At 49.4% G+C, this 24,049-nt stretch carries 22 protein-coding genes; 3 read left to right on the forward strand and 19 right to left on the reverse strand.

Translation table 11 applies throughout. The annotated features are described in order from the left end of the window. Positions 1 to 398 precede the first annotated feature (398 nt). A complete protein-coding gene (locus skT53_RS04120; protein WP_200759904.1) occupies positions 399 to 1,289 on the forward strand; it encodes an IS1595 family transposase in 891 nt (296 codons plus the stop codon). A 273-nt stretch (positions 1,290 to 1,562) separates the two neighbouring features. Here the strand turns inward: skT53_RS04120 and serC are convergent, their stop codons facing one another. The 6 genes from serC to skT53_RS04150 form a co-directional block, all read right to left on the reverse strand. Then, positions 1,563 to 2,660 (reverse strand): 3-phosphoserine/phosphohydroxythreonine transaminase, encoded by a 1,098-nt coding sequence (serC, locus tag skT53_RS04125; RefSeq protein ID WP_200759905.1) that lies wholly within the window; start codon positions 2,658 to 2,660, stop codon positions 1,563 to 1,565. 102 nt (positions 2,661 to 2,762) lie between these two features. After that, positions 2,763 to 3,941 carry an endonuclease Q family protein gene (locus tag skT53_RS04130; RefSeq protein WP_200759906.1) on the reverse strand — a complete coding sequence of 393 codons (1,179 nt, stop codon included), beginning with the start codon at positions 3,939 to 3,941 and terminating at the stop codon, positions 2,763 to 2,765. After that, complete coding sequence (locus skT53_RS04135; protein WP_200759907.1) at positions 3,938 to 4,498, reverse strand: NUDIX domain-containing protein; 561 nt, start codon at positions 4,496 to 4,498, stop codon at positions 3,938 to 3,940. Before skT53_RS04135 ends, skT53_RS04130 begins: the two co-directional genes overlap by 4 nt. A 147-nt stretch (positions 4,499 to 4,645) precedes the next feature. Next, a complete protein-coding gene (locus skT53_RS04140; RefSeq protein WP_200759908.1) occupies positions 4,646 to 5,902 on the reverse strand; it encodes a DUF3866 family protein in 1,257 nt (418 codons plus the stop codon). Further along, positions 5,899 to 7,083, reverse strand: coding sequence for a M20/M25/M40 family metallo-hydrolase (locus tag skT53_RS04145; RefSeq protein WP_200759909.1), 1,185 nt, complete (start codon positions 7,081 to 7,083; stop codon positions 5,899 to 5,901). Before skT53_RS04145 ends, skT53_RS04140 begins: the two co-directional genes overlap by 4 nt. Positions 7,084 to 7,198: 115 nt before the next feature. After that, positions 7,199 to 7,690, reverse strand: coding sequence for a hypothetical protein (locus skT53_RS04150; RefSeq protein WP_200759910.1), 492 nt, complete (start codon positions 7,688 to 7,690; stop codon positions 7,199 to 7,201). 70 nt (positions 7,691 to 7,760) lie between these two features. Between skT53_RS04150 and skT53_RS04155 the strand changes: the two genes are divergently transcribed. Both skT53_RS04155 and skT53_RS04160 read left to right on the forward strand, forming a co-directional pair. After that, entirely contained in the window at positions 7,761 to 8,081 is a 321-nt protein-coding gene (locus skT53_RS04155; RefSeq protein WP_200759911.1) for a hypothetical protein, read from the forward strand. Between the two features lie 86 nt (positions 8,082 to 8,167). Then, positions 8,168 to 8,647, forward strand: a complete 480-nt coding sequence (locus skT53_RS04160) for a hypothetical protein (protein ID WP_200759912.1) — start codon at positions 8,168 to 8,170, stop codon at positions 8,645 to 8,647. A gap of 184 nt (positions 8,648 to 8,831) precedes the next feature. On the opposite strand, the gene skT53_RS04165 is transcribed toward skT53_RS04160, so the two are convergent. From skT53_RS04165 to lipB, 13 genes are all read right to left on the reverse strand, one after another. Next, positions 8,832 to 9,944: a M20/M25/M40 family metallo-hydrolase gene (locus tag skT53_RS04165; RefSeq protein ID WP_200760861.1), complete on the reverse strand. Its 1,113-nt coding sequence runs from the start codon at positions 9,942 to 9,944 to the stop codon at positions 8,832 to 8,834. Beyond that, complete coding sequence (locus tag skT53_RS04170; RefSeq protein WP_200759913.1) at positions 9,908 to 10,216, reverse strand: hypothetical protein; 309 nt, start codon at positions 10,214 to 10,216, stop codon at positions 9,908 to 9,910. The genes skT53_RS04165 and skT53_RS04170 overlap by 37 nt, the downstream gene beginning before the upstream one ends. 294 nt (positions 10,217 to 10,510) lie before the next feature. Further along, entirely contained in the window at positions 10,511 to 12,031 is a 1,521-nt protein-coding gene (locus skT53_RS04175; RefSeq protein WP_200760862.1) for an acyl-CoA carboxylase subunit beta, read from the reverse strand. Between the two features lie 44 nt (positions 12,032 to 12,075). Beyond that, positions 12,076 to 12,486 (reverse strand): methylmalonyl-CoA epimerase, encoded by a 411-nt coding sequence (gene mce / locus skT53_RS04180; RefSeq protein ID WP_200759914.1) that lies wholly within the window; start codon positions 12,484 to 12,486, stop codon positions 12,076 to 12,078. Beyond that, positions 12,483 to 12,890, reverse strand: coding sequence for a cobalamin B12-binding domain-containing protein (locus skT53_RS04185; protein WP_200759915.1), 408 nt, complete (start codon positions 12,888 to 12,890; stop codon positions 12,483 to 12,485). The genes mce and skT53_RS04185 overlap by 4 nt, the downstream gene beginning before the upstream one ends. 65 nt (positions 12,891 to 12,955) lie before the next feature. Continuing rightward, a complete protein-coding gene (locus skT53_RS04190) occupies positions 12,956 to 14,614 on the reverse strand; it encodes an acyl-CoA mutase large subunit family protein (protein ID WP_200759916.1) in 1,659 nt (552 codons plus the stop codon). A 936-nt stretch (positions 14,615 to 15,550) separates the two neighbouring features. After that, positions 15,551 to 16,126 (reverse strand): Abi family protein, encoded by a 576-nt coding sequence (locus tag skT53_RS04195; protein WP_200760863.1) that lies wholly within the window; start codon positions 16,124 to 16,126, stop codon positions 15,551 to 15,553. Positions 16,127 to 16,160: 34 nt separating this feature from the next. Continuing rightward, the gene (locus skT53_RS04200) at positions 16,161 to 17,042 is read right to left on the reverse strand and encodes an ABC transporter permease (protein ID WP_200759917.1); all 882 of its coding nucleotides are present in this window, start codon (positions 17,040 to 17,042) and stop codon (positions 16,161 to 16,163) included. Next, positions 17,039 to 17,980 carry an ABC transporter ATP-binding protein gene (locus skT53_RS04205; protein ID WP_200759918.1) on the reverse strand — a complete coding sequence of 314 codons (942 nt, stop codon included), beginning with the start codon at positions 17,978 to 17,980 and terminating at the stop codon, positions 17,039 to 17,041. The genes skT53_RS04200 and skT53_RS04205 overlap by 4 nt, the downstream gene beginning before the upstream one ends. Then, positions 17,977 to 20,379, reverse strand: a complete 2,403-nt coding sequence (locus skT53_RS04210; protein WP_200759919.1) for a DUF4350 domain-containing protein — start codon at positions 20,377 to 20,379, stop codon at positions 17,977 to 17,979. The genes skT53_RS04205 and skT53_RS04210 overlap by 4 nt, the downstream gene beginning before the upstream one ends. A 9-nt stretch (positions 20,380 to 20,388) precedes the next feature. Then, positions 20,389 to 21,531 (reverse strand): TolB family protein, encoded by a 1,143-nt coding sequence (locus tag skT53_RS04215; RefSeq protein ID WP_200759920.1) that lies wholly within the window; start codon positions 21,529 to 21,531, stop codon positions 20,389 to 20,391. Beyond that, positions 21,528 to 22,121, reverse strand: coding sequence for an RNA polymerase sigma factor (locus skT53_RS04220; protein WP_200759921.1), 594 nt, complete (start codon positions 22,119 to 22,121; stop codon positions 21,528 to 21,530). Before skT53_RS04220 ends, skT53_RS04215 begins: the two co-directional genes overlap by 4 nt. Before the next feature lie 1,165 nt (positions 22,122 to 23,286). Then, a complete protein-coding gene (gene lipB, locus skT53_RS04225) occupies positions 23,287 to 23,964 on the reverse strand; it encodes a lipoyl(octanoyl) transferase LipB (protein ID WP_226375328.1) in 678 nt (225 codons plus the stop codon). Positions 23,965 to 24,049 lie beyond the last annotated feature (85 nt).

A 24,049-nucleotide genomic window follows, 5' to 3' on the forward strand; every position in this document is an offset into this window, starting at 1 on the left:
ATTTGAGTATTAATCTTTCATATGCTATAATAGGGGCAAATCAGAGTGTGGCAAACGCACTCCGTAGTCTCTAGTGAATATTTCTTGGAGCCGTGGTGACTGGACCTCACCACGGCTCGCTCGTTTATTTAAAGCAATAAACGTTACTTGCCTTTAGTGGTGAGGTTAATTAACGCGATTACTATGGATAGCCCCAGAAAAATACTAGATACCAGGTAATAGGTTTGCGTATCCATCGCTCCTCCTTTCTCGGAGCGCGCCACACTCTGACTTTTTAATTATATCATATTCAACAGAACGTATGTTCTGACTATGCACTCTGCTCAGTCTGCCCTTCAAACACGAACATATGTGTGGTATACTAAAATTACCAAACGAATGTTCGGAGTGATTGAGAGATGGCTAAAGCAGAAGCGATTTCCTTAATTCAATTTCAAAAGCTGTTCGGCACGGAGGAAGACTGCGCCTCCTACATGATGCATAAACGCTGGAAAGATGGATTTTCCTGTCCCAAATGTGAGCACAGCAGCTATTACTACATCAAAACACGCAAACTCTACGAGTGCAGCAAATGCCATTACCAGGCATCCATCACTGCCGGAACACTTATGCATAAGACTAAACTGCCTTTGACAGTCTGGTTTTGGGCCATCTATCTGGTGGCGCATGACAAGCGGGGAAGATCCGCTTTATCGCTGGCCGGCGTGCTCGATTTGAATTACCGTACGGCACTTCATATGCTGCGAAAGATCCGCGCTGCGATGAAGGACAGGGACTCGGGTTACCTGCTTTCCGGCGTCGTCGAAATGGACGATGCCTACTTCGGTGCCCCGCGCAAAGGAAAAGACGGCCGCGGAACAAGCAAAACGAAAGCCGTCATTGCTCTCTCGAAAGACGGAAACAACCATCCGGCCTATCTGCGTATTGAGGTGATCGATCAGGTCACCATCGAAGAGATCAGCCGCGTTGCTCAATCCTGCATAGAGCCGGGGACTACGATTGTTTCAGACGGCCACAGTTCCTACAAACCGCTGGCGGAAATCGGCTATATCCATGAGTCAAAAGCTTATTACAAAGAAGACAAAGAAGATTTTCTCAAGATGCTTCACAATATCATTGGCAATGTGAAAGCCTACATTCAGGGGACGTATCACGGACTGGGGCCGGCATACATTCAGTCGTATTTCGATGAGTTCTGTTTTCGGTTTAACCGTCGATTTAATCCGAACGAAATCTTCGACCGCCTTTTGAATGCATGTGTTTTAGCAGATCCTCATCCGATGTCCTGAGGCAAGTGCATAGTCAGAACGTATGTTCTCGTTTTCTTGATAGTAAAATACATCAAATTCACTTCTTATAAGGTATACTGTCAAAAAGGGCTTTCCTGTCCTGTAAACTTCACATACAGTCCGCACTACATTAAACTAGCAGCGAAGGAGACAGGGTTGCCGTCAAACGGCTTACATGCATGTGTTGTGCGGACGGCTTTTCTGTCGCCTAAGCGTAAAAAAGGCGTCTCGCAGATTTGCGAGACGCCTTCCGTTGTTAAGAGAACCCTGGGATTATCCGTTATTTTTCTGGAATTCGAGCATAAAATCACGCAACGCCTGGCATGCTTCGACCGGTACCGCATTATATGCAGACGCACGGCAGCCGCCGACCGAACGGTGCCCGTTCAAACCGACAAAACCGGCAGACTTCGCTTCTGCGAGGAACTTTTTCTCCAATTCTTCGCTCTGCAAACGGAACGTAATATTCATCAGCGAACGGCTGTCTTTTTCAGCATGTCCCTTGTAAAATCCGCCGCTTTGATCGATGGCGTCGTAGATCAGACCGGCTTTTTCCTGGTTGCGGCGTGCAATCGCCGTGATACCGCCCTGTTCTTTCGCCCATTGCAGCACAAGTCCCAGCATATAAATGCTGAAAGTGGGAGGCGTGTTGTAAAGCGAGTTGTTTTTCACATGGATGTCGTAGCGAAGCATGGTCGGCACATTTTGGGTTGCCCGCTCCAGAAAATCAGGCCGGACGATCACAACCGTAACGCCGGACGGACCCAAGTTTTTCTGGGCGCCCGCATAGATCATAGCAAATTTTTTCACATCGACCGGTTTCGAAAGAATATCGCTCGACATATCGGCCACCAGAGGCACATCTCCCGTTTCCGGAAAATCGGACCATTGCGTACCGAAAATGGTGTTGTTTGACGTTACATGCAGGTACGCCGAACCGGGCTGAATCTGCAATTCGGAAGGAGCCGGAATGCGGCGGTACGATTCCTCTTTCGTGCTGGCCGCCTGATAGACCTGTCCCAGTTTGTTTGCTTCTTCATACGCTTTCTCCGACCAGGAACCGGTCATCACATAACCGGCCGACTGGCCTTCCGCCAGAAAATTCAACGGCACCATCGCAAATTGCAGGCTGGCGCCTCCCTGCAGGAACAGTACCTCATACTCTTCCGGCATTCCGTACAGTTCTTTCAAGAGGGCGATTGCCTGATTATGTACGTCCTCATACAGCGCGCTGCGATGGCTCAATTCCATCACAGACATACCGGAACCTTTAAAATCGACCAGTTCCTCCTGCGCCTTCTGCAAAACACTCAATGGCAGGGCGGACGGGCCGGCATTAAAATTGTAAGCGCGGTACACTTGCTTCGTCATAGTGAATATCCCCTTTAACATCCGTAAAATATCGGAAAAATCTTAGGTCTATATTAGCACAACTGGATTTTAGCTTCTAGCACAAATTTGGTTCCGCCAGCATTATTCGGATTCCAGCGCCTTGCCGTATTTGCCGCCGCCGCCTGCCGACAGTTCCAATTGCCCTGTACGGGCCAGCACAATGTCTCGGGCAATTCGTTCCCCCGCTGTTTCCCGCAGTTGTTGTTCCGTCGCTTGATGCAAAATGTTCATTTCGGTTCCAAAAACGGCCAGCAGCCGGTCCATCATTTTCTTGCCAATGCCGGGAATAAATTCGAGCGGAACCTGATAATGATAGGGCGGCCGATGGACAGGCGATTTTGAAACCGTACGGTCCGCAATTGCCGTAACCCGGTCGATCACCCCTTGCACCACCCGTTTCCCGCCGCACATCGGACATATAAAAACAGGGGGTTCCGCCTGCACCACTTCTTCACAGTGCAGACAATAAGTACGGTGGTACTTGCCCAGTTTCGGCGCCAGGCCGTAGTTGGCAATCACGCGGTGTCCGTCCTGTCGCAGAAGCGCCTGCTTCACATCGGTAAAACTGCATCCTGCTGTCTCGATGCGGTTGTACTCCCGACCGATTTTGGCAAGCGAGTGGGCGTCCGAGTTGGACACATAAGTCAGATTGTCATGTTCCGAAAACAGGTCAGCTAACTGCGAATCGGCCGAAAGCCCCAGTTCCAGTGCGGTGATTTTCGATACATCAAGCATTTCGCTCAGTCGGTTCACACAATTGCCGTACACGCTTTTATGCGGTGTAAACGCATGATTGACAATAAACAACCCATTCAGTTCGGACACTTTTTCCTGCAATTGCAAAGCGCTGCAGCGGGCGCGTTGTGAAGACAGCACCGGATTGGTGATCAGCATTGCCAGCCAATCGGAAAATTCCTGCATGGCAGGAACATCTGCCATCCATATGCCAAAATGAGCGGCGCCGCCGTGCGGTCCTGTCGTTTCCACTTCCGCTCCCAACAGCACCGTTGTTTTATTCTGATAAGAAAGCCCGCCGCCCGGCAGCGGCACCAGTTCCCCGGCCGTGATCAAATCGCGGATTTCTGAAAGCACCGGCGGCGAAACCGCATCAATAATCCCAACGATATCGATCCCTTTTCGGTCAGCCGCTTCTCTTACAATGTTAAAAAAACGCAGGTCGCGTGACGCGGTAATCTTTACCGCCTGGTCGCCCAGGGTTCTGCCGATATGAATATGTAAATCAAGAAAATAGCGGTTCATGCGCGGGGACCTGCCTGTGCCCGTTCTTTCATCCACCAATAGAGCGCCGTGATTGTTTTCGCATCGGCCACTTCATTGGCTGCCAGCAGACGTTCCGCTTCCGCCAAATCGACTTCCATCAAATCGAGGAATTCGTCTTGATCAAGAGACTGTTTTCCTTTCCGCAACCCTCTCGCAAGAAACAGATGAATCACTTCATCCGCGAAACCGGGTGACGTAAACATCGAATGAAGATGCTTCCATTCACTCGCCGTGTAACCCGTTTCTTCCATCAGTTCCCGTTTGGCGCTGTCGAACGGCTGCTCTCCTTTTTCCAATTTCCCGGCTGGAATCTCGACCAGTGAACGCCCACACGATTTGCGAAACTGACGTACCAGGAGCACCTTCCCGTTATCCGTAATAGCCAGAATGGCAACCGCTCCCGGATGACGCACGATTTCCCGAATCGCCTGATGACCGTTCGGCAGCTGCACGGTGTCCACCTGCAGTTTCACCACCTTGCCCGCATAGATCGTTTCCGACTTCAGCGTGGGTTCTTGCAGATGATCGTTCTGCATGCGAAATCCCTCCCTTTGGAATACTTGTCCCATCCCTGCATAAAGTAGAATCACATTCCTCTGTTTTATAAGGAATCTGATTTCTCTATTTTATAACAAGGAGCGTTCGCGATGAACACGTATCTAACCGATTCCAGCTTACGCATGTCAGGCAAAGTATGGCAAATCCGGGCGGTTTTGCGCCAGTTTGCCGATAGCCGCATCACGTTGCAGGAGTATTTGCTGACCAATACCGGCACCTGCCGATGCCAGAAGCCATTCGGCTGCAAAACGGCCTGCGGCGCCTGCCGCCATAAAAAAGGGCTCCTCTAACGAGAGGCTGCGGCCCATTGTTTGTAACTTCAATCCGTATCGGTCGGCCGCCTGTTTAACGATGGTTCCGTCCAGAAACCGGATGTCGTGTCTGTCCGGAATGGCAGACCCTCTTAATTGCTCCAGAATCACGGCCTGCTGCGGCGGTTGCAAAATCGGAAACGGGACAATCATGCGCGCCAACGCTACTTTTTCAAGCGCTGTGATCGTATGGTGGCTGACGCCCTGGTGTCGCTCACGCGAATCGGCAAATGAAAGACGTGGGCAGGCAATCGCGGTTCCCCCCAGGCTCGCGACGGCATTCAAAATCTGCCCCTGCTCGATCCCCGTATGCCCAAACTGCGTGCCAGTCCCGACGATTCCCGGACCCATGGCCACAATCGTCAAATCTGCCTGCAGCAAATATTTGGCCGCCAGCAGCCCCGAATACAGGTTCACCGCCTCCAGGTCGCCGCCAAATGAATGGCCAACGGTTACCGTTCCGCAAATCAGCCCTTTCTCTTTTAATTCGGCCACCGTTTTTGAAAATGAGATGGGCAGCGCACCGCCATCTGTCATCAGGTACACGATACGCGGGGAAAGCAGCGGCCCCTGGCCCGCAGTTGTCTCTTTGACAGAAGAAGAGAAATGCGAAGCCGTTTCCGCTGCTTGCCGCAGTCTGAAATGAACCGCCCCCGCAATCGGCGACAGCATGGAGTGCAGTTCCGCCGCAATGACCGGCATTCCCGCAATCGAATCCTTGTCCCACAATTGCTCATGCCCCGGATGATCCGGTTCTTCGCAACTAAGCACCGGGAACTGCCAGGGCGTATAGCGCATTTTCATGATATGGCCAGGGCGTTCCTCTATCCCGGGATCGTTCGTACCCTCCGCACATGTCGCCGCCACCACAAAATGAACGCCGCCGCTGCCAAGTCCTAACCGGACAGCAGTCGTATTCAACACTACCGTCTGCCCGACGTGAACCGGTTCTATCAGATCGGTGTACAGCACCGCCCTTTCCGGTCTGCCGTTCAGTTCGACAATCAGTTCCCTGACGCCGGGGCGATCGGCCACAATCTGCAGAACTGTCCCCTGTTCGATCCGCATCATCGGGCTACACCCGCTCCAGTCCGTTCGGCAACGGTTTGCACAATTCCCAACACCAATTGAGTCGCTAGCCGCAAATCCTGTACGGTCACCGTTTCTTCGTTCGTATGGTCATTCGCGGCCCCAACGCCCAGATTGACAGATGGAATACCTGCCGCGTTAAAAATATTCGTGTCACTGCCGCCGCCACGGGCTGCCAACTGCGGCGTCATACCCGCTTTTTTCGCCCCTTCGAAGGCAATCTGCACCACTTCGTCCCCTTCTGTCAACTGAAAACCATCGTAAATCGGCTGTTCTTCCATTTCAAAACGGGCGCCGAATTTCTCACAGGCGGTGGCAAACGCCGTCTGAATTTTGGCCAACTGCCAAGTCAATTTGTCTTTGTTGCGGCTCCTGACTTCTCCCCACAGCTCCACATAATCGCAGACAATGTTGGTCCGCTCGCCACCTTTAATGATTCCGATATTGCAGGTTGTTTCCTCGTCAATTCGACCCAGCGTCAAGTTCGACAGCGCCAGTCCTGCCGCCGACAGCACATTGATGCCATCCTCCGGATTGACCCCGGCGTGCGCCGCTTTGCCGTAGAGTTTGACAGAAAAATCCACTTCGCCAGGCGAAGCGCCAATCACCACATGCGGCGGTCCACCCGAATCCATCACAAATCCGAATTTCGCAGACAGTTTCTGCTTATCCAGCAAACGGGCGCCATTTAAGCCTGATTCCTCTGCAATCGTAAATACAAATTCAAGCGGTCCGTGCGGCAATTTTTGTTCCTCCATCAACTGGGCGGCTTCCAGCAGGGCGGCAATACCCGCCTTGTCATCCGCTCCCAAAATAGTCCGGCCATCCGTCCGGATCACCCCGTCCTGAACAGTCGCCTGCACACCTTTATTGGAAACCACCGTGTCCATATGGGCAGCAAACATCACGGGAGGAACGTCTGACAGCGATCCTTTTTTGCGAGCGATCAGATTGCCCGTGAAACGGATTGTTTTCGCCCCCTGCATGTCGCCTGTCATCTGCAGCAAATCGCGGCCTGCATCATCTTCCTCCACCTCAAACCCGAGTGTCTGCAATTCGTTTTTCAAAAAATCGGCCATTTCCCGCTCCTGCGAGGAAGGCGAATCGATACTCACCATTTTCAAAAAACGGTCGACCAGCCGTTTTTCATTCACTTCTGCCATGTTGAGAGGCCCCCCATCGAACATACTTGCCATAAGTATGCACAAAACAGAAAAAGCTGAATCATGCGCGCAGTCTAGCGGCAAATTCAGCTCCAAACAATCAATCGCGAAGTGTTCAAATGGTCAGTTGCTTCCGGATTACGTCATAAAACCACATCGGGTCTTCCGGATCCGCACCGCGTTTTTCCGCTTCGTGCAGGTAAAAATGAACCAACAGCAACGCATCCAATTCGTGCATCGACAGCACGCCTTTAATGCCGTATTGTTCTGCAATCTGTGTGCGAATGCGCTGCCCTTCCTCATCCCGGTTGCCAAGCAGCCTGCCAAACAGCAACGCATGCACCAAGTGCGGCTGCACCGTATAGGGCAGCCATTTTCTCTGTTCGAGCCAGCGAATGGTTCGGCCTTCTACCGGATGGGCCTGGGTCCGTTCCACCAAAATCCGGTCTGGCGGATTTTCACGAAACAGTTTGCCAAGTACGAAACGGAGTTCCTTTTCCCGAAAAAAACCTCGTTCCAAAACACGAACCGACTGATCGCTCCCTTCCCAGCAAATGTACATCAACCCGGTTAAATGTCCGGGATCCAATGCGAGGATGTTCATCATGCATCCCTACTTTTCATCGGAATGAGTGGTTCGGGTCATACTGAGTCTAGTGAGAAAGGAGGCTTTCAAAATGAATTTGTTTGTGAAACCATTGTCCGGCAATGATCAATTCGAGGAATTCGGAATTTTCCTCGAACAGGGACAGATCGGCAACCTGTTCGTTTATTATGACCGAAGTCTTGCAAAAGTTGAAGGATCCGCCTATTTGTCAGATGAGCAATCGAAAGAACGTTTCTTGCATGCGTGCAGTGAAGAACTGGTTCCCGAACTTTTAGACCGGGGCATACAAGAAATTCAAAGCATGGGACTTACGATCTATCACAACCAAAACGCTTTTCAGGAAGAACTGCCCTCACCTGCCTTCCATTACGGACATCCGAATAGTTGGTGAAGCATTTCCTTACTTTTATTATATACACTTTAAAAAATGAAAGATACAGGCTTAAGAACTACAGAATTAGGCGGGAGGAATTTAGGATGGATACAATCAGCCACGCGGCGTGGACCTATTTGTTGACTGCCCCGCATCCGAAACGATGGTATGCGGTGGTTGGTTCCATTTTACCTGATTCGGCAATGATGGGCATGGCTTTGGTGTTAGGGATACAACATCGCTTCGATCCGTTTGCCCCCTGGCTGCCTCAGTTGTTTTCGGAACCTGTCATGTATATGCTGGATAGCATCTGGCATTCAATTGTGATTTGGACGGTGATTCTCTTGATCGCCAAAAGTTTCCGCCTGTCCGGCCTTGAATGGCTGGTCTACGGAGCGTTTTTTCACATCGGGCTCGACCTTTTTACACACCAAACCTATATTCCAAAATACCTTTGGCCGATTGGCAACCAAACGATTTTCGGAATCGTCGATTACCGGAACTGGATTTTTATGGCGGCAGATGTCCTGTTGTTGATTCTGTTTTTCTTGTGGCGGAGAAAGACCTCTCGGTTATTACGCTAAAACCTGCCGTTGTGAAACAACCCGACTTGGGTAAGTTCCAAGTCGGGCTGTGTCGGAATCCTTAACAGCTTAGAAAGTATAAAAATGTGATATAACATCATCATTTTTATACTTTCGGCTGTCGAAAAAGGGTTCCTCAAATAGACGCTGCTTCTTCTTGATGATGCTTCGGTAGAAGCCTTTTTTATACCGATTGGGTGACGGCCACCATCAACTGGGCCGCTTTTTCCAGATCGTCAATTCGGATCGATTCGTTCACCGTATGTATATTTTCATAGCCGATCGCCAGATTGACAGTAGGTACACCCAATCCGTTCAACACGTTTGCATCGCTGCCGCCGCCTGATGCGAGCGTTTTGGCTGTTACGCCGATTTGTTCTGCCGCTTTGGCAGCGATTTGTACAACCGGGTCTTGCTCGGTAAACCGGAAAGCGGGATACATGTTGGTAATGGTGACTTCCGCGCGACCACCTGCTTCCTGTGCAGCCTGTTCAAAAGCGGCTTTCATCTGGGCGGTCTGTTCATTCAACTTATCAGCGTTCAGACTGCGCGCTTCCGCCACAATGTCCACCCGTTCCGGCACAATGTTTGTAGCGGTTCCTCCGTTAATTGTGCCGATATTGGCGGTTGTTTCCGCATCAATCCGCCCCAGTTTCATTCGTGAAATAGCCTGACTGGCCAGCTTGATAGCCGATATTCCCGCCTCCGGATTGACGCCGGCGTGTGCTGTTTTACCGTGAATCACTACCTCCAATTTGGCTTGTGAAGGTCCCTGCGTAACAATTTCCCCAATCGAACCGTTACTGTCAAACGCGAAACCATAATCTGCGTCTTTCATCCAATCAGGGCTTAGATTGCGGGAACCAAGCAGTCCAACCTCTTCACACACTGTAAACAGCAAAATCAGATTGCCGTGCGGCAGTTTCTGTTCCTGCAACACGCGAACCATTTCGAGCAATCCCGCTACCCCTGCTTTATCGTCCGCTCCCAATATGGTGGTGCCATCAGACGTGATCCGGCCGTCTGCAACCTGCGGCTGAATCCCTTCACCCGGCTGCACAGTGTCCATATGGCAGGTAAACAGAAGAGTCGGTTTGCTGGAATCGCCCGCCAGTCGGCAAATCAGATTGCCCGTGTTGCCATTCACTTTGGCCGCCGTATCATCTTCCTGTATCTCCACCCCGTATGGCTTCAATTTGGCGATCAGCGTGTCGGCCATCTGCCGTTCGTTGCGTGAATGACTGGCAATCTGCACCAATTCTATAAATTCCTGCAGCAATCGTTCCCTATTGACCATTTCCATCTGCCACGCTCCTTTTGAGAGTCACCTCTGCTTTCCTGCCGAAAAACGAATCGATCGGCGGGCGGCAAACGCCTCCCCGCTTCCCGCCAGGCGTTACCCTTTTCATTGTGCGTCAAAAACTTTGTTGTATGCCGTTTTAACGGACGCCAAAACCAATCGTCCGGCAATGAATCCGAATCTATCGCCACTTGTTCCACAACCCGTTCCTGTTTCGCCGATTCATCCTGAGTGGCTTCTATCTGTCTGTTTTCTTCCTGCGATGCCATAACAATCCTCCTTAGCGCAATTCGGCAGCTTGCTCGCACAAAACATCTTGGTCATACGCCGTTCCGAATCCGGTTTCGGTCACACGGTAAGAGAGCCGCTTATGCATGTGTCGTGCAGACGGCAACCCTGTCTCCTTCGGCTAACTTTCACGCAGTGGGGACCGTCATTCAGTTGCGAAAACGCGAATGTTTCTTACTAACGCCCGAAGTGGACGCGCAGTGTAAACGAACTCAGAGTACGTGCACGTACGCTTCACCTTGCATCCGTTCGGGAGATGTGTACCGGCGTGCGTCCTACAACGGGATATTGCCGTGTTTTTTCGGCGGTCTGGTTTCCCGTTTGTTGCGCAGCAATTCGAGCGCTTCTTTCAGCTTGCGGCGCGTTTCACGCGGATCGATCACGTCGTCCACCATACCGGACGCGGCCGCCACATAAGGATTGGCAAATTTTTCTTTGTATTCGGCGATCTTGGCTGCTCTTGTCGCCGCCGGATCTTGGCTCTCCGCAATCTCTCTGGCAAAAATAATGTTGGCTGCCCCTTCCGGCCCCATTACCGCCACTTCACCGGTCGGCCATGCGTATACCAGATCGGCCCCGATTGCTTTCGAGTTCATCGCGACGTAAGCGCCGCCATACGCCTTCCGCAAGATGATCGTTATTTTCGGTACGGTCGCTTCCGAATACGCGTACAGGATTTTCGCGCCATGTCGGATAATGCCGCGGTGTTCCTGCATTACGCCAGGGATAAAGCCGGTCACGTCTTCAAACGTGATCAGCGGCAGATTGAACGAGTCGCAGAAACGGATAAAACGGGCAATTTTGTCAGACGAATCGATATCCAGGCCGCCCGCCAGAAACTTCGGCTGGTTGGCGACAATGCCCACCGGTTGACCGTCAATTCGAGCAAACCCCACCACCGCATTTTTCGCAAACGTGGCCTGTACTTCCATAAAATCTCCATTGTCTGCCAACAAATGAATTACATCGCGCACATCGTACACTTTCGTGCCATCAACCGGCACCACATCGAGCAGTTCCTCCAGCCAACCGTCATCATCCGGGGCTTGTACGCGCGGCGGTTCTTCCATATTGTTTTCTGGCAGAAACGCAAGAAGACGGCGTACTTCGTTTAATACATCCTCCTCCGTCGGACCGGTAAAATGGGCGACACCCGATATGCTCGACTGCGCTTTCGCGCCACCCAGGTCTTCCGCGGAAATTTTCTCGCCGGTCACCGTTTCAATCACTTTCGGTCCTGTAATAAACATCTGCGATGTTTTTTCCACCATAAAAATAAAGTCTGTGATCGCCGGTGAGTACACCGCACCGCCCGCACAGGGGCCCATAATCACGGAAATTTGCGGAATCAAGCCGGAATAGATAGAGTTCCGATAAAAAATATGCCCATACCCATCGAGCGACGAAACCCCTTCCTGAATGCGGGCTCCGCCCGAATCGTTCAAGCCGATGATCGGACAGCCGTTTTTAGCGGCCAAATCCATGACGGCCGCAATTTTTTTGGCATGCATTTCCCCAAGCGCGCCGCCAAACACCGTAAAATCCTGTGCGAAAACATACACGATCCGACCGTTGATTTTCCCCCAACCGGTCACGACCCCCTCGCCGGGAGCCTCCACATCCGCCATGCCAAAGTGAGAGCCGCGATGCTCAATAAACGGGTTTAACTCACGAAATGTTCCTTCATCAAGCAGAATGTCGATCCGCTCCCGGGCGGTCAACTTTCCCTTATCATGCTGCTGCCCGATTCGTTTGTCGCCGCCCCCTAATTCTACCTTGCGGCGGCGTTCTTCCATGTCTCTGATTTTGCTCTCCACTTGGATACCTCCAATGATGATCCTTATTCGATTCGCTGACAATATTCGGTCAACACGCCAAACGTATCTTTTGGATGCAGGAAGGCAATCATTTTGCCATGTCCGCCGGGACGCGGCTGCTCGTCGATCAACCGGATTCCGGCCGCTTTCGCTTCCGCCAATTTCGCTGCGATATCCTCAACCGCATAGGCCACATGGTGGATGCCAGGCCCTTTTTTCTCAAGAAAAACCGCAATGGGACTGTCCGGTGAGGTCGGTTCCAGCAGTTCCACCGTACTTTCCCCTACCTGCAGAAAAACGGCCCGCACTTTCTGATCGGCAATCACTTCTTCATGGATCACTTTCAGACCGATCGGCCCTTCATAAAGCGGCAGCGTCTTTTCAATACTTGCAACGGCAATGCCGAGATGATCGATTTTTAAAGGGGGAATCATGAAACCGCCCCTTTCTTGAGATGACTCCGGATAAAATCGGCTGTCTTCTTAATCGGCGTTCCCGGCGTGAAAATCTCATCAATCCCTGCCTGCTTCAAGAGCGGTATGTCTTCGTCAGGAATCACACCGCCGCCAATCACCAGTACATCGTCGATCCCCTGCTCCTTCAACAACCGCACCACTTCCGGGAACAGTTCCAGATGAGCGCCCGACAAGGAAGACAGGCCGATCACACTGACGTCTTCCTGAATGGCTGCCGCCACGATCTGTTCCGGCGTCTGCCGAAGTCCTGTATAAATCACTTCCATCCCTTCATCCCGCAATCCCTGCGCAATTACCAAAGCCCCCCGATCATGTCCGTCCAATCCCGGTTTTGCGACCAAAACGCGAATTTTCTGCTCCATCTTGTTCTCTCCTTTTCCCCGATTGGCAATCGTGTAACTCGTTCTGCTCCCACGGTACCCTAAATCTAAAACAGGGAGGGTCGATATTCGCCAAATACAGAGCGCATTACATCACAGATTTCGCCTGTTGTAGCATAGACGCGAACTGCGTCCAATATATACGGCATCAGATTGTCCTGCCCTTCCGCCGCCGTTTTTAACGCCTGCAGTTTCGTTTGAACTTCCTCATTGTTTCGCTCGGAACGAAGCTTGGCCAAACGCTCCGCCTGAATTTTGCCAAGCGCCGGATTCACGCGCAGCAATTCCGGCTGCGGCTCATTTTCAATCGTAAATTTGTTCATGCCGACTACAACATCTTCACCCGACTCTATTGCCATTTGCGTCCGATAGGATGCCTGCTGGATTTCCCGCTGCATGTAGCCTTGCTCGATAGCTGTTACAGCGCCGCCCATCTCGTCGATTTTTTCGATGTACCGCATAACCTCTTTTTCAATTTCATCCGTCAATGATTCAATATAGTAGGAGCCGCCAAGCGGGTCGATCGTGTCAGCCACACCGCTTTCGTACGCGATAATCTGTTGCGTGCGCAGTGCAATCCGCGCAGAGTCTTCCGTCGGCAAAGCCAGCGCTTCATCCCGTGAGTTGGTATGCAGGCTCTGCGTACCTCCCAAAACAGCTGCCAATGCCTGGATTGTGACCCGTACGATATTATTGTCAGGCTGTTGGGCGGTCAATGTAGAACCACCCGTCTGGGTGTGGAAACGAAGTTGCCAGGATTTCGGATCCTCCGCCTTGAAACGATGCCTCATAATCTTTGCCCAGATGCGTCTCGCTGCTCTGAATTTTGCAATTTCTTCCATGAAATTATTATGCGCATTAAAGAAAAATGACAAGCGGGGAGCAAATTTGTCAACCGGCAAACCGGCATCAACAGCTGCCTGTACATAAGCAATCGCATTCGAAATCGTGAACGCCACTTCCTGTACGGCAGTGGAACCCGCTTCCCGAATATGATAACCGGAAATGGATATGGTGTTCCAGTTTGGCACCTTGTCTGCACAATACTCAAATATGTTGGTGATTAATCGCATGGACGGTGCCGGTGGATAGATGTATGTGCCGCGCGCCACATACTCTTTCAGAATATCATTTTGAATGGTACCGGTGAGCTTGTCGGAAGAGACGCCCTGCTTCTCGCCAACCGCAATATACATCGCCAGCAAAACGGATGCAGGTGCGTTGATTGTCATCGAAGTACTGACCTTGTCGAGCGGGATTCCTTTGAGCAGCGTCTCCATATCGACCAGCGAAGAAATCGAAACGCCTACTTTGCCCACTTCACCGCGTGCCATCGGGTGGTCAGCATCATAACCGATCTGGGTAGGCAAATCAAACGCGGTGGACAGACCGGTTTGGCCCTGTTTGAGCAGATAACGGAACCGTTCATTCGTCTCTTCCGCTGATCCAAATCCGGCATACTGCCGCATCGTCCAGTATCGTCCGCGATACATGGTCGGTTGAATACCGCGTGTGAACGGGTATTCGCCGGGAAAACCCAGCTTTTCCAAATATGTTTGCTGCTCGCCATTCTCTTTGGGTATGTATAGCCGGTCTACTTCCAGATCGCTGGACGTGGTGAAGCGCCGCTTTCGTTCCGGAAATTTTGCAACCGCTTTCTCTACTTTTCGCTGCCATGCGTCCAATTTTTCGTTAAAATCCGACACAAAGTCCCCTCCAAGCCTTAGATCTTATATTTAGATTATTATAGCACACCGCCCAAAAGGTTACATGATCATGCAAAGAAAAAGGACAATGCATAATATACATGACTGAAATGCTTAATAATGACAAACGAGATGTGGCGGTGTTCACTAACCCTAGTGGAACAACCTGTTCGATTGCAGTTGTTTTAGACGCACAAAGTGAGCAGGCAGCAAGATTCTGAGGGCTTCAAGGTTATAGAAGACATTTGAACATGTCGTTCGAGTTCGGACCGACACGCATTTGAAACCCTCATCAATCATTTTTTTGATCGTTGCATTGCCTTTTTCTTTGCCTCTTCCCACAATGAAGCAACCCAGTAGCCAGCTACTTCTCTATCCTGGGTGACCCAACTGTTTCTTACTTGATTGAGTCTTCAAATGTCCCGTTCGTTAATGTATGCTCAAAAACCCGTCTTGCCATTTTCATCCCTCTAGCCAACCAATAACTCCATACTATTATCACTTTACAAAACATTAATATTTACTGCACCTTACTCGAAAATTCAGTTCAGATCACAAAATTTATACGATCATAAGCAATCCTAGGTTCAGGAATCGTCTGTTCGAATATATTTCTCATTGAATCTGCCCGTTGTTTAGTTGATCGTGGTCCCGAATATGAAAACATTTCCACCATGTCAGGAGTTTCGATATACCTATACAACAAAAAAAGCCCCCCTTTCTTGAAAGAAGGCTTTAACCTGTATACCCGTATTTTAGTGTTTTCTAAAATTGCTTCCCAATCTTCTGGAAAACCGATTCGATCCAATTCTAATACACCCGTATACTCTGAAAATAATGCCTCTAGCCGGGTAATAAAGTTTCTCCATCTACCTGGATCAGGAATCAGTTCCTTAAGTATATATAAGTGCGCAAAAATTTTATTTTGTTGAATTCTTAGTTTTTTAGATGTGCACATATATTACGCACATAGGACAGACATTTTAGCCAACTTTCAAGATAAATTGCAGGTACTCGATAATTGTTTTTAGCAATATCATTTTTATCTTCGTTTTTCAGATTGGAAAAAAGTTTTGATAGTGCACCAAATGACAATACTTCAACGGCTACCCAGATAGGTATTTTTCCTTCGTATTTTTCGAAATGGTGCTTAATGAATATTTCGTGGGATCGTCTAACTTCCTTATTTAACTCAACAAGAAAAGCCTCGTGGTATACTGGATTTTCAAAATGAACTGATTCCAAATGACCCAAAGCACCGTATGAATGAGCAATATGGTAAGCAATATGAGTACGAAAAGCGATTTCTACCTGTTCGGTCATTTCCATAATTAAGTAGCGAAAGCGATGGTCAAATTCATACAATGCGTATATTTGATTAAATGTTATGCCCGGATGGTATGGGTCATTTTGCTTGAGACTTAACCCATATGCGTTGAGGCGGTAGTAATTGATTCTCTTTAACGTTCGGATTGCGAAATCTTCATCTTCAATAATGAGACCCCCGAGAATTGCGTGAAAACAGCGCCCGGGCGGTCATGTTTCATCAAACGGCGGAACGTTTTCTCCATGCGATCTTCGGGCGTACCGGATGCAGCAGATAAATGCTGAGAAGTACGAACAAAATGATCAATACGGGCAAAGTGATTAGGAAAATGGGCCAGGGATTCTGAATCCAATAGTTGATGGCCAATCCTTCCACGCCTGTAGTCGGGAATTGGCGTGGATGAAACATATGGATCAGCATCATCGGCGGGCTTATTCCCTCAAAAATAACGGGCAGTGAATGAACAAACGGATTGTTTTGCACAAATGGATGATTCGGATACCGCATGCCGTGCAAAAACCAATCTTCTGTCAAAGTGGACAGGAGCGGAGCGCCTGCCAGGAACACAAACAAACAGCCGTACGTGATTACCGTGCTGACACTTGTTCGTTTCGACCAGACGGAGCACAGCACACCAAACGATCCGCAAAACAGGATAAGCAAAATCATCATGCCAAACGTTCCCAACAATTGCAACGGCGATACTCCGCCATACAGCAGCACGACGGCGTAAACCGGCAGTGTGGCTACAATCAGCAAGACGATAAATACGATCGAAGAAAGCAATTTATGAACGACAATCGATGCAGGCGAAAGCTGGGTCGTCAACAGGACGCTTAACGTTTGGCGCTCCCTTTCCCCGCTTACAGACCCAGCCGTCAGGCCAGGCGCCACGAATGCAATCAACCCCATTTGCAATAAAGACAGCGCGAGAAACAAATCGGAGCTCGACCCGATCGGTAAATAGCCTTGTCTGGAAACTTCCTGAAACATAACAAACCAAGCAATCACGCCCACAACAAGCAAATAAAGAAAAATGATCAAAGGCGTCTTGAAGGTTCGCCACCGCTGCCGAAACTCTTTTAATAATACCGGATTCATGATCCCACTCCTTTTGTAATCGCCAGGAAAATATCTTCCAGGTTTCCGCTGTCTTCCGACAGACTGACGACCGGAATCCTCTGGTCAATCAGCATTTTCAAAAATTCCGCCTGTTCCGCCTCCGTTCCGTCAAACGCGATCTGTATTTCGTTCGGTACGGAACGGTTTTGCAAAATGCGGTATTTGGGCTGCAGGAAATCGGTCACCCGTTTTAAATCCGATTCACTGACAGATGGCAGCAGGCGGATTTTTAAAAGACGGTTTCCATATACCTTAGCCGCAATCTGGTCGACACTCCCCACCGCCACCAGCTTTCCAGCCTCGATCACGCCGATGTCGGTGCACATCTCCGCCAATTCGGGAAGGATATGAGAACTGATCAGAATGGTTTTTCCCATTCGGCGAAGCTCTTTTAAAATCTCCTTCATTTCGATGCGAGCTCGCGGATCGAGCCCGGATGCCGGTTCATCAAGGATCAGCAGCTGCGGATCATGCACCAGACTCCTTGCCAGCCCCAGGCGCTGTTTCATCCCGCGCGACAGGTGATCCACATAGGAATCTGCCTTATCGCTCAGATTCACCAATTCAAGTAAACTTCCGATCAAGCTCGGTCTTTTTTCACGCGGAATTTGATAAGCTCCCGCGTAAAAGTCGAGATATTCAGTTACTTTCAGATTGTCATACACTCCAAAAAAGTCGGGCATGTAGCCAATCAACCTGCGCACAGCAGCCGGATTTTCCGTCACCTCAAAATCCCCTACGTACACCTTTCCCTCGGTCGGCTCCAGCAGCGTGGCAAGAATCAACATGGTGGTCGTCTTCCCAGCCCCGTTTGGTCCCACAAATCCGAATACGGATCCGCTCGGAATTTGCAGGTTGAGATGGGATACAGCAGTGTACTTCCCGTATTTTTTGGTCAAATCCTCGATCCGTATCATGATTTCGCCTCCCCTTCCACGGTAATGACCGGTTCCACAACAGGGAGATCGGTTGTCGTCTGATTGTTGATACGAACTTGCAGCAGATTGCCGTTTTTTAAATAGGGGGCTATTTCTGCAGCGCTAAATGTGGTCGTACCGTCAGTTTTCAAGTCGTCCCAGCGGCCAGTTTGCCAATTTCGCAATTGGTATTGCAGTGATTTCGGCGTTTCCTTCGTAAATGGCGAGTACTGTAGCTGTACGCGGTCAATCCGGAACGAGTTGGCGGCAGGAAACACCACTTCGCTAACCGCGTCGCCTCTCCCCAAAACAGGCGATCTGTAGGGAAATCCCCAATCCCGAATGCCTGTATGCGTCACGATGCGAGATGGCAGCAGTTCAGAAGGAATCGATACTTTTTCATTCGGCAGAAAATCTACTGGCAGATCCTGCAGAACCAGAAACAACGCACCCGGTTCATTGGCCTGGTTGGGAACGGATGCGACGTTCGCCGACTCTTCCGTCCACCCCGCCAATTTCAACGTTCCCGGCGCGAAAGGTTCGCGCATTGCAGCATACTGGGCAATCTGCGAGTACCGTTGATTTTTTAACAGGTTCAGCCCTGCGTCAACAGGTACTAATCCTTCACTCAGCTTTTGAATTCCTGCAGGATTTCCCCCGAACTTATCCGGATATGAAATCGCTACGCCCTGCATCGCGGGAACCGCACGAGCCGGATTAACGGGTTCCGGACGGAACGATTGTTCGGTAAACGATTGCGGCTGCAAACTGATATTCACTTCCTGCGTTTTACCGATTGGCAAGTCGGGCAGAACAGCCGTTTTCATACCCACTACAAGCCGAACATCCTTCAGGTTAAACCGGCTTTTGTTGGAGATCATGCCGACCAGTCTGTCACCCTTCAGAGCCAGCCTGCCTTCAATCGAACCGGCGTCTCTCAGGGGTGCGGTGACCGCGACCGAACGAGTGGTCATATACTCCACGTCCTGAAATTCAACCGCCGGATGCAAATGATCTTCCGTTACCCGGAAATCGGCAAGACGGTTCAACTGTACTTGCGGCTGCAGATACGATCCAGTTACCGCCTCGACCCGATACACGCCGCCGTTTGGCACGACAAAAGATTGCACAGATTCCACTTTGGCGTAATTTGAATCGGTAATGTTTATCACACCGACAGCTTGCGTATAGACCTTTGATTTATGAGAAGCAAACCCGTACACCAGAATGACGGCTGTCAATGTCAAAGAGATGGCAGGCAGCGCACCCCATCCCCATTCCCGTTTGTCTTTTCGCCGAAGGAAAAGATAAAGACCGGGACCGATCAGCACCATATAGAACAACATGGCAATGCTGATCGTTTTTACAGAAAACAGCTGCAACTGCGGAAAATACTGGCTGACATTCAACAAGTTCCAGATATTGTTGAAGTTATGTTCCCTGTACTGCATATCAAATCCCTGCAGGGACAAAATTCGACCCCACAACTCTTGATTTCCTGACCAATTGGCCAATGGGCCGGCCTGCAAATCGAAAGCCGTTTGGATCACCCGGCCGCTTCCTACCTTTTTGTCAGCGATAATGGGGATTCCGTTATCTTCAATCAGTTTATTGCCATTTACCGTAACCGCTTTGCCGACCGTCACACTGCCGTCGATCGGACTCCCGTCTGTATAGCGGCTTAACGATTGCAAGTTCGCCGTGATCTGGCCGTCCATTTGCATAGGGAGCAAACGAACGAAAGAGGGCAAGTCTTTTAAGGAGTTAGAGACCGATCCGACGATCAAGGTGCCTCCCAGTTCCACCCAGTTGGACACCGCTTTTGCCTGCTCCTCCGACAGCGTGAAGTTCGGATCATTCAGCACTAACAAATCGAGATTGCGCAGTGAGTCGGGAGAGGCAACATCTTCCGCCTGCAGGGATGTCACCGCAATTCCAATCTGATTTGCCGCATCTTGCCGATCAAGAAAGGAGAACAAGCCTTTCTCTCCGACGGTTCCCACCAATACACCGTTAAAGGGATTTGATTTAAATGGCTGTTCTGTAACAGGTGTGCCGTTGCTCTTTACAATTACTCTTCCATCTTGGTTCAAAATGGCGGCCGACAGCTGGAAAGTCACATTGGCGGATTTCCCGGCAGCAACGGTAATCGGTTTTTCATAATTGGCCGCATCCACATACCGGTGAGAAACCTGCACCGTTCCCGAAAAATTGTCATATCGGCTCGTGAGGGTCACTTTAACCGGTATCAGGGATTCTCCTTTATAAAGCCCGTTAATTCCTGTCTCCACTGATAAAATGAGGGAATCCTCATTATTGGCTGCCCACGACTGTGTCGGCCAAAGCCCGACCACGAGCAGCAGGAGCGACAGGCGAACTATCATGTAGATCATCTTCATTTCGACTCATCACTCTTTCGTTTCAGAAAGTATTATTCCACCACCGAATTGAAACTGTTGAAACATTAGGCTGCCGGTCGACGAATTCGGCTGCACGATCGCCAGACTCGTTCCCATGTCCGTCCAGATTGGGCGCATATCCTGTCCTGTTGACACTTTAACCTTGTTTTCTCCCTTACGATCCGTCACCCAAACGGTTTCCGTCGGCAGGTTGGAATCCACGTATGCCAATACCGATCCGTTGGCTGACCATGCAGGCGATCTTCCATCGGTTACTCGCTTCTCTCCCGCACCATCCTGCGAAATGATACGGATCTCCCGGTTTTTGTTCGAATTCCCTTTGAGTTGACGGGAAAACGCCAATGTTTTGCCATCCGATGACCAGACCGGTTCGAGTGCGTCGGAAGTGACTTTATGAAAATCCGATCCATCCGTTTTCACGATCCACAAATCACCATCCGCATGGGAAGCCAGTGGATTGTCGCCAATCTTGGTTCGGATAAACGCCAGATATTTTCCGTCGGGAGAAAAAGACGGTTGAATATCTGCATACCCGTCAGGCGGTGAAGTGATCGTCTGGACAGCTCGTGTGCCGAATGAAACAAGGCCGATTTTTGCCTGTTTCGCCTCTTTTATACTGACTGCAAGGGTCGTTCCGTCAGGCGAAAAATCAGGGTCGTGATAACTGATTCCGCTGCCTGCGGACAGCAGTTCCTGGTTAAATCCGCTATTTACAGAATGAATCCAAATGGTATTCCCGTTCTCATAAGCGAGAAAGCGGTTATTTGCGGCCCATGAAACAGATCCTGTCAGACTGTCAGATGGTACAGTAAACAATAGATGTGATTGGGTGATTTTGACCTGTTTTGGCAGTTGTGTCGCTGGGTCTCGCAGACCGTAGTAGAAAACTAGAAGCAGCGTCAACAAGACGCCGCCGCATATAGCCCATACTGTCGGCTGTAAAGGCAGCGGTTTTTTGAGTGAAAAGGCAAGGCGTTTTTCATCGGAGGAAGCCGAAATATTTTTTAATAAATCTTTCCGTAATTTCGCCCGCAGCAGTTCATTCGTTTGAATCGATTCACGCAACACAGACAAATCGTGCATCAATTGGTCAGGCAGGTGGTCTTCCTGCTCCCGTTGTTCATTGTTCATTCCGTTCCCTCCTTTCCGTTTCTTGCATAACTTTGACGCAGTTTTTGCATCGCTCTGTAAAGGAGCGTTTTGACGGCTCCTTCCGATTTTTCCAATACGACCGCAATTTCACAAATTTTTAAGTCTGCAATATATTTCATTAACACCGCATCTCGGTATTCATCGGGCAACTGCCGCAGCATTTGGTCCAACATCTGCACGTTTTCTTTCGCGATCACTTTTTCTTCTGTTTCCCAAACCCCATCCGATAGTTGGTCATGCATCTCCTGGTCGGCCTTGACAGACCTTCCGTTTGTCCTCAGATAATCCACATATGCATTGTGAGCGACTCGAAAAATCCAAGGTCCGAAATGTTCCGGAATCCCCTTCTGTCGGCAGGCTTCAAACGATTTGCTGAATACCGTTGCGGTGACATCATCCGCATCCCAGTAGTTTCCAATTCTATAACGAAGATAGCGGTTTACTTTATTAAAATATTCATCATATAAAGAAGCAAAAAGTTCCGTCGCTTCCTGCCGGGATCTGTCAGTCGTATCCGCTTGTTCCGCTTTTCGAATCCCCCAGCCGCGTTTTGTAACTCCAGAAAACACTCCGTCACCTCCTCGTAGCACGATTTGTGCCCGCTTTCACCTTGTAATACGTTTTTCATCGAAAAAGGTCACACGATGTCTTTAAAAAAATGGCTATGTTAAATTATAATGTTGATAATTAACGTTCAGGAACATGCGTTCTGTAATTTAATAGATATAAATTATGATACGGAGTGTTTTACCTATGGATTTAAAGGACTTGAAACGACTTGCAGAAGCTTCAGATGAAAGGAGTGACCGATTCAACGGCGTAGCAACAAAATATTTGCAACATTATTTGACTTGGTTCCGTTACTTGGATAGCCAGGAACGTGAGAACGCAACGCCGAATAAGAAAAATATGTTAGTTTCTTCGTGTTTGCTTACAGTCAGCGAAACAAACCTGAAACTTCGTAGAGCATCTTTCTCGTTGTAAAAAATTCGAATGAGCGGTGTTGCTCCTTGCAAAATAGGAGCATACTTTGCATACACACTATATGTAAATTTTGGTCCTCGTAATGCTCATTTTTGGACCGTGAAGACTACACAGCCTGATCAGGAGAGAACTGGAAATTTGTCACTGAATCAGAGCATTGGTGACCTGAAACCTGCCCCAACAGCAGATAGAAACAACTCCCTTTTTGATTACTATACATGGAAAGACGAAACGAAAATCGCGACAAACTTAAACAGCGATAAGAAAATTCGAATTATTGTTTATGAAAGCAGTCTCTTTCAACTTCAAAGGGAATTCAAGTTGGGGATTTCAAAGAAAAAATCATTCATACTTACGGAAACAATTTTTACAAGAGAGTTGAACAAGGGTTTGATATCATTGGCTATATTGATAAAAAGTTGAATCGAACAACAGAGTTTTGATTGTCTCAGGAAAAAATTTATTCCATTCGATTAGATATTGGTTCGATGGATTAACCGCTCTCAATGGGCGGTTGTTTTACATGCAGTTCTGGAAAACCAGAAGATTACTAATGCAAAGTTGGACGGGCTAACCACTGACGTTCGCCGGTTGCAAAGGGATGTCGCTGTCCTCAAAGAAGATGTCGCTGAAATCAAACTGGCCGTCCACGATCTGACACTCTCAAGCAATTTCTGTTGCAAAAAACAAACGAAAACGAGAAACAAATCTATTTTTTAAAACGCGGGAAAAATCGTTAACCCTCATAGATCAATCGGCAAACTTGCACGTTGCTTCAAATACTTCTTCGAACGACTTCACCCATCGCTGTTTTACCTGATCGATTGACACCTCAGTATGAAGCAGTCTCTCCATCGACGTAACCCCTTTGTCTGTAATCCCGCAGGGAATGATGTAACTGAAATGATCCATATTTGGATTCACGTTGAGGGAAAACCCGTGCGAACTGATAAACCGGTTGCCGTCTTTTGCCGGGGTCGCTTTTACACCAACGGCGCTAATTTTTTCATTCCCCACCCAGACGCCTGACATTCCAGCAATTCGCCCGGACTCGATGCCGTACGTAGACAGCATCCGAATCACCACTTCCTCCAGCATGCGAATGTACCGGCGAACATCATTTCCAAAGCGATCCAACGGCAGGATCGGATATCCGACCAACTGTCCCGGCCCATGATACGTAACATCTCCGCCGCGGTCTACTTCAAACAGGGAAATGCCCAGTTCCTCCATTTGCTGCGTACCGATCAGCACATTTTGCTCTGTGCCGGACCGTCCAATGGTATACACAGGGGGGTGCTCCAACAGGTAAACACGGGCCTTGCCCGAATCGTCCATTACTTCCTGGACTGCCTCTTTCTGCAACTGAAAAGCAGCACCGTACTCGATAGTGCCAAGATCGATCACTTTACAATTTTGCAACGTCAACCTAAACGCCCCCTTTTCGCGTAAAAAAGCTTTTTAAAGATCACTGTAATCCCGTTCCGAAGGATGGGAAGACAAGGCTACCCTG

Source organism: Effusibacillus dendaii (assembly GCF_015097055.1).
Classification (GTDB): domain Bacteria; phylum Bacillota; class Bacilli; order Tumebacillales; family Effusibacillaceae; genus Effusibacillus; species Effusibacillus dendaii.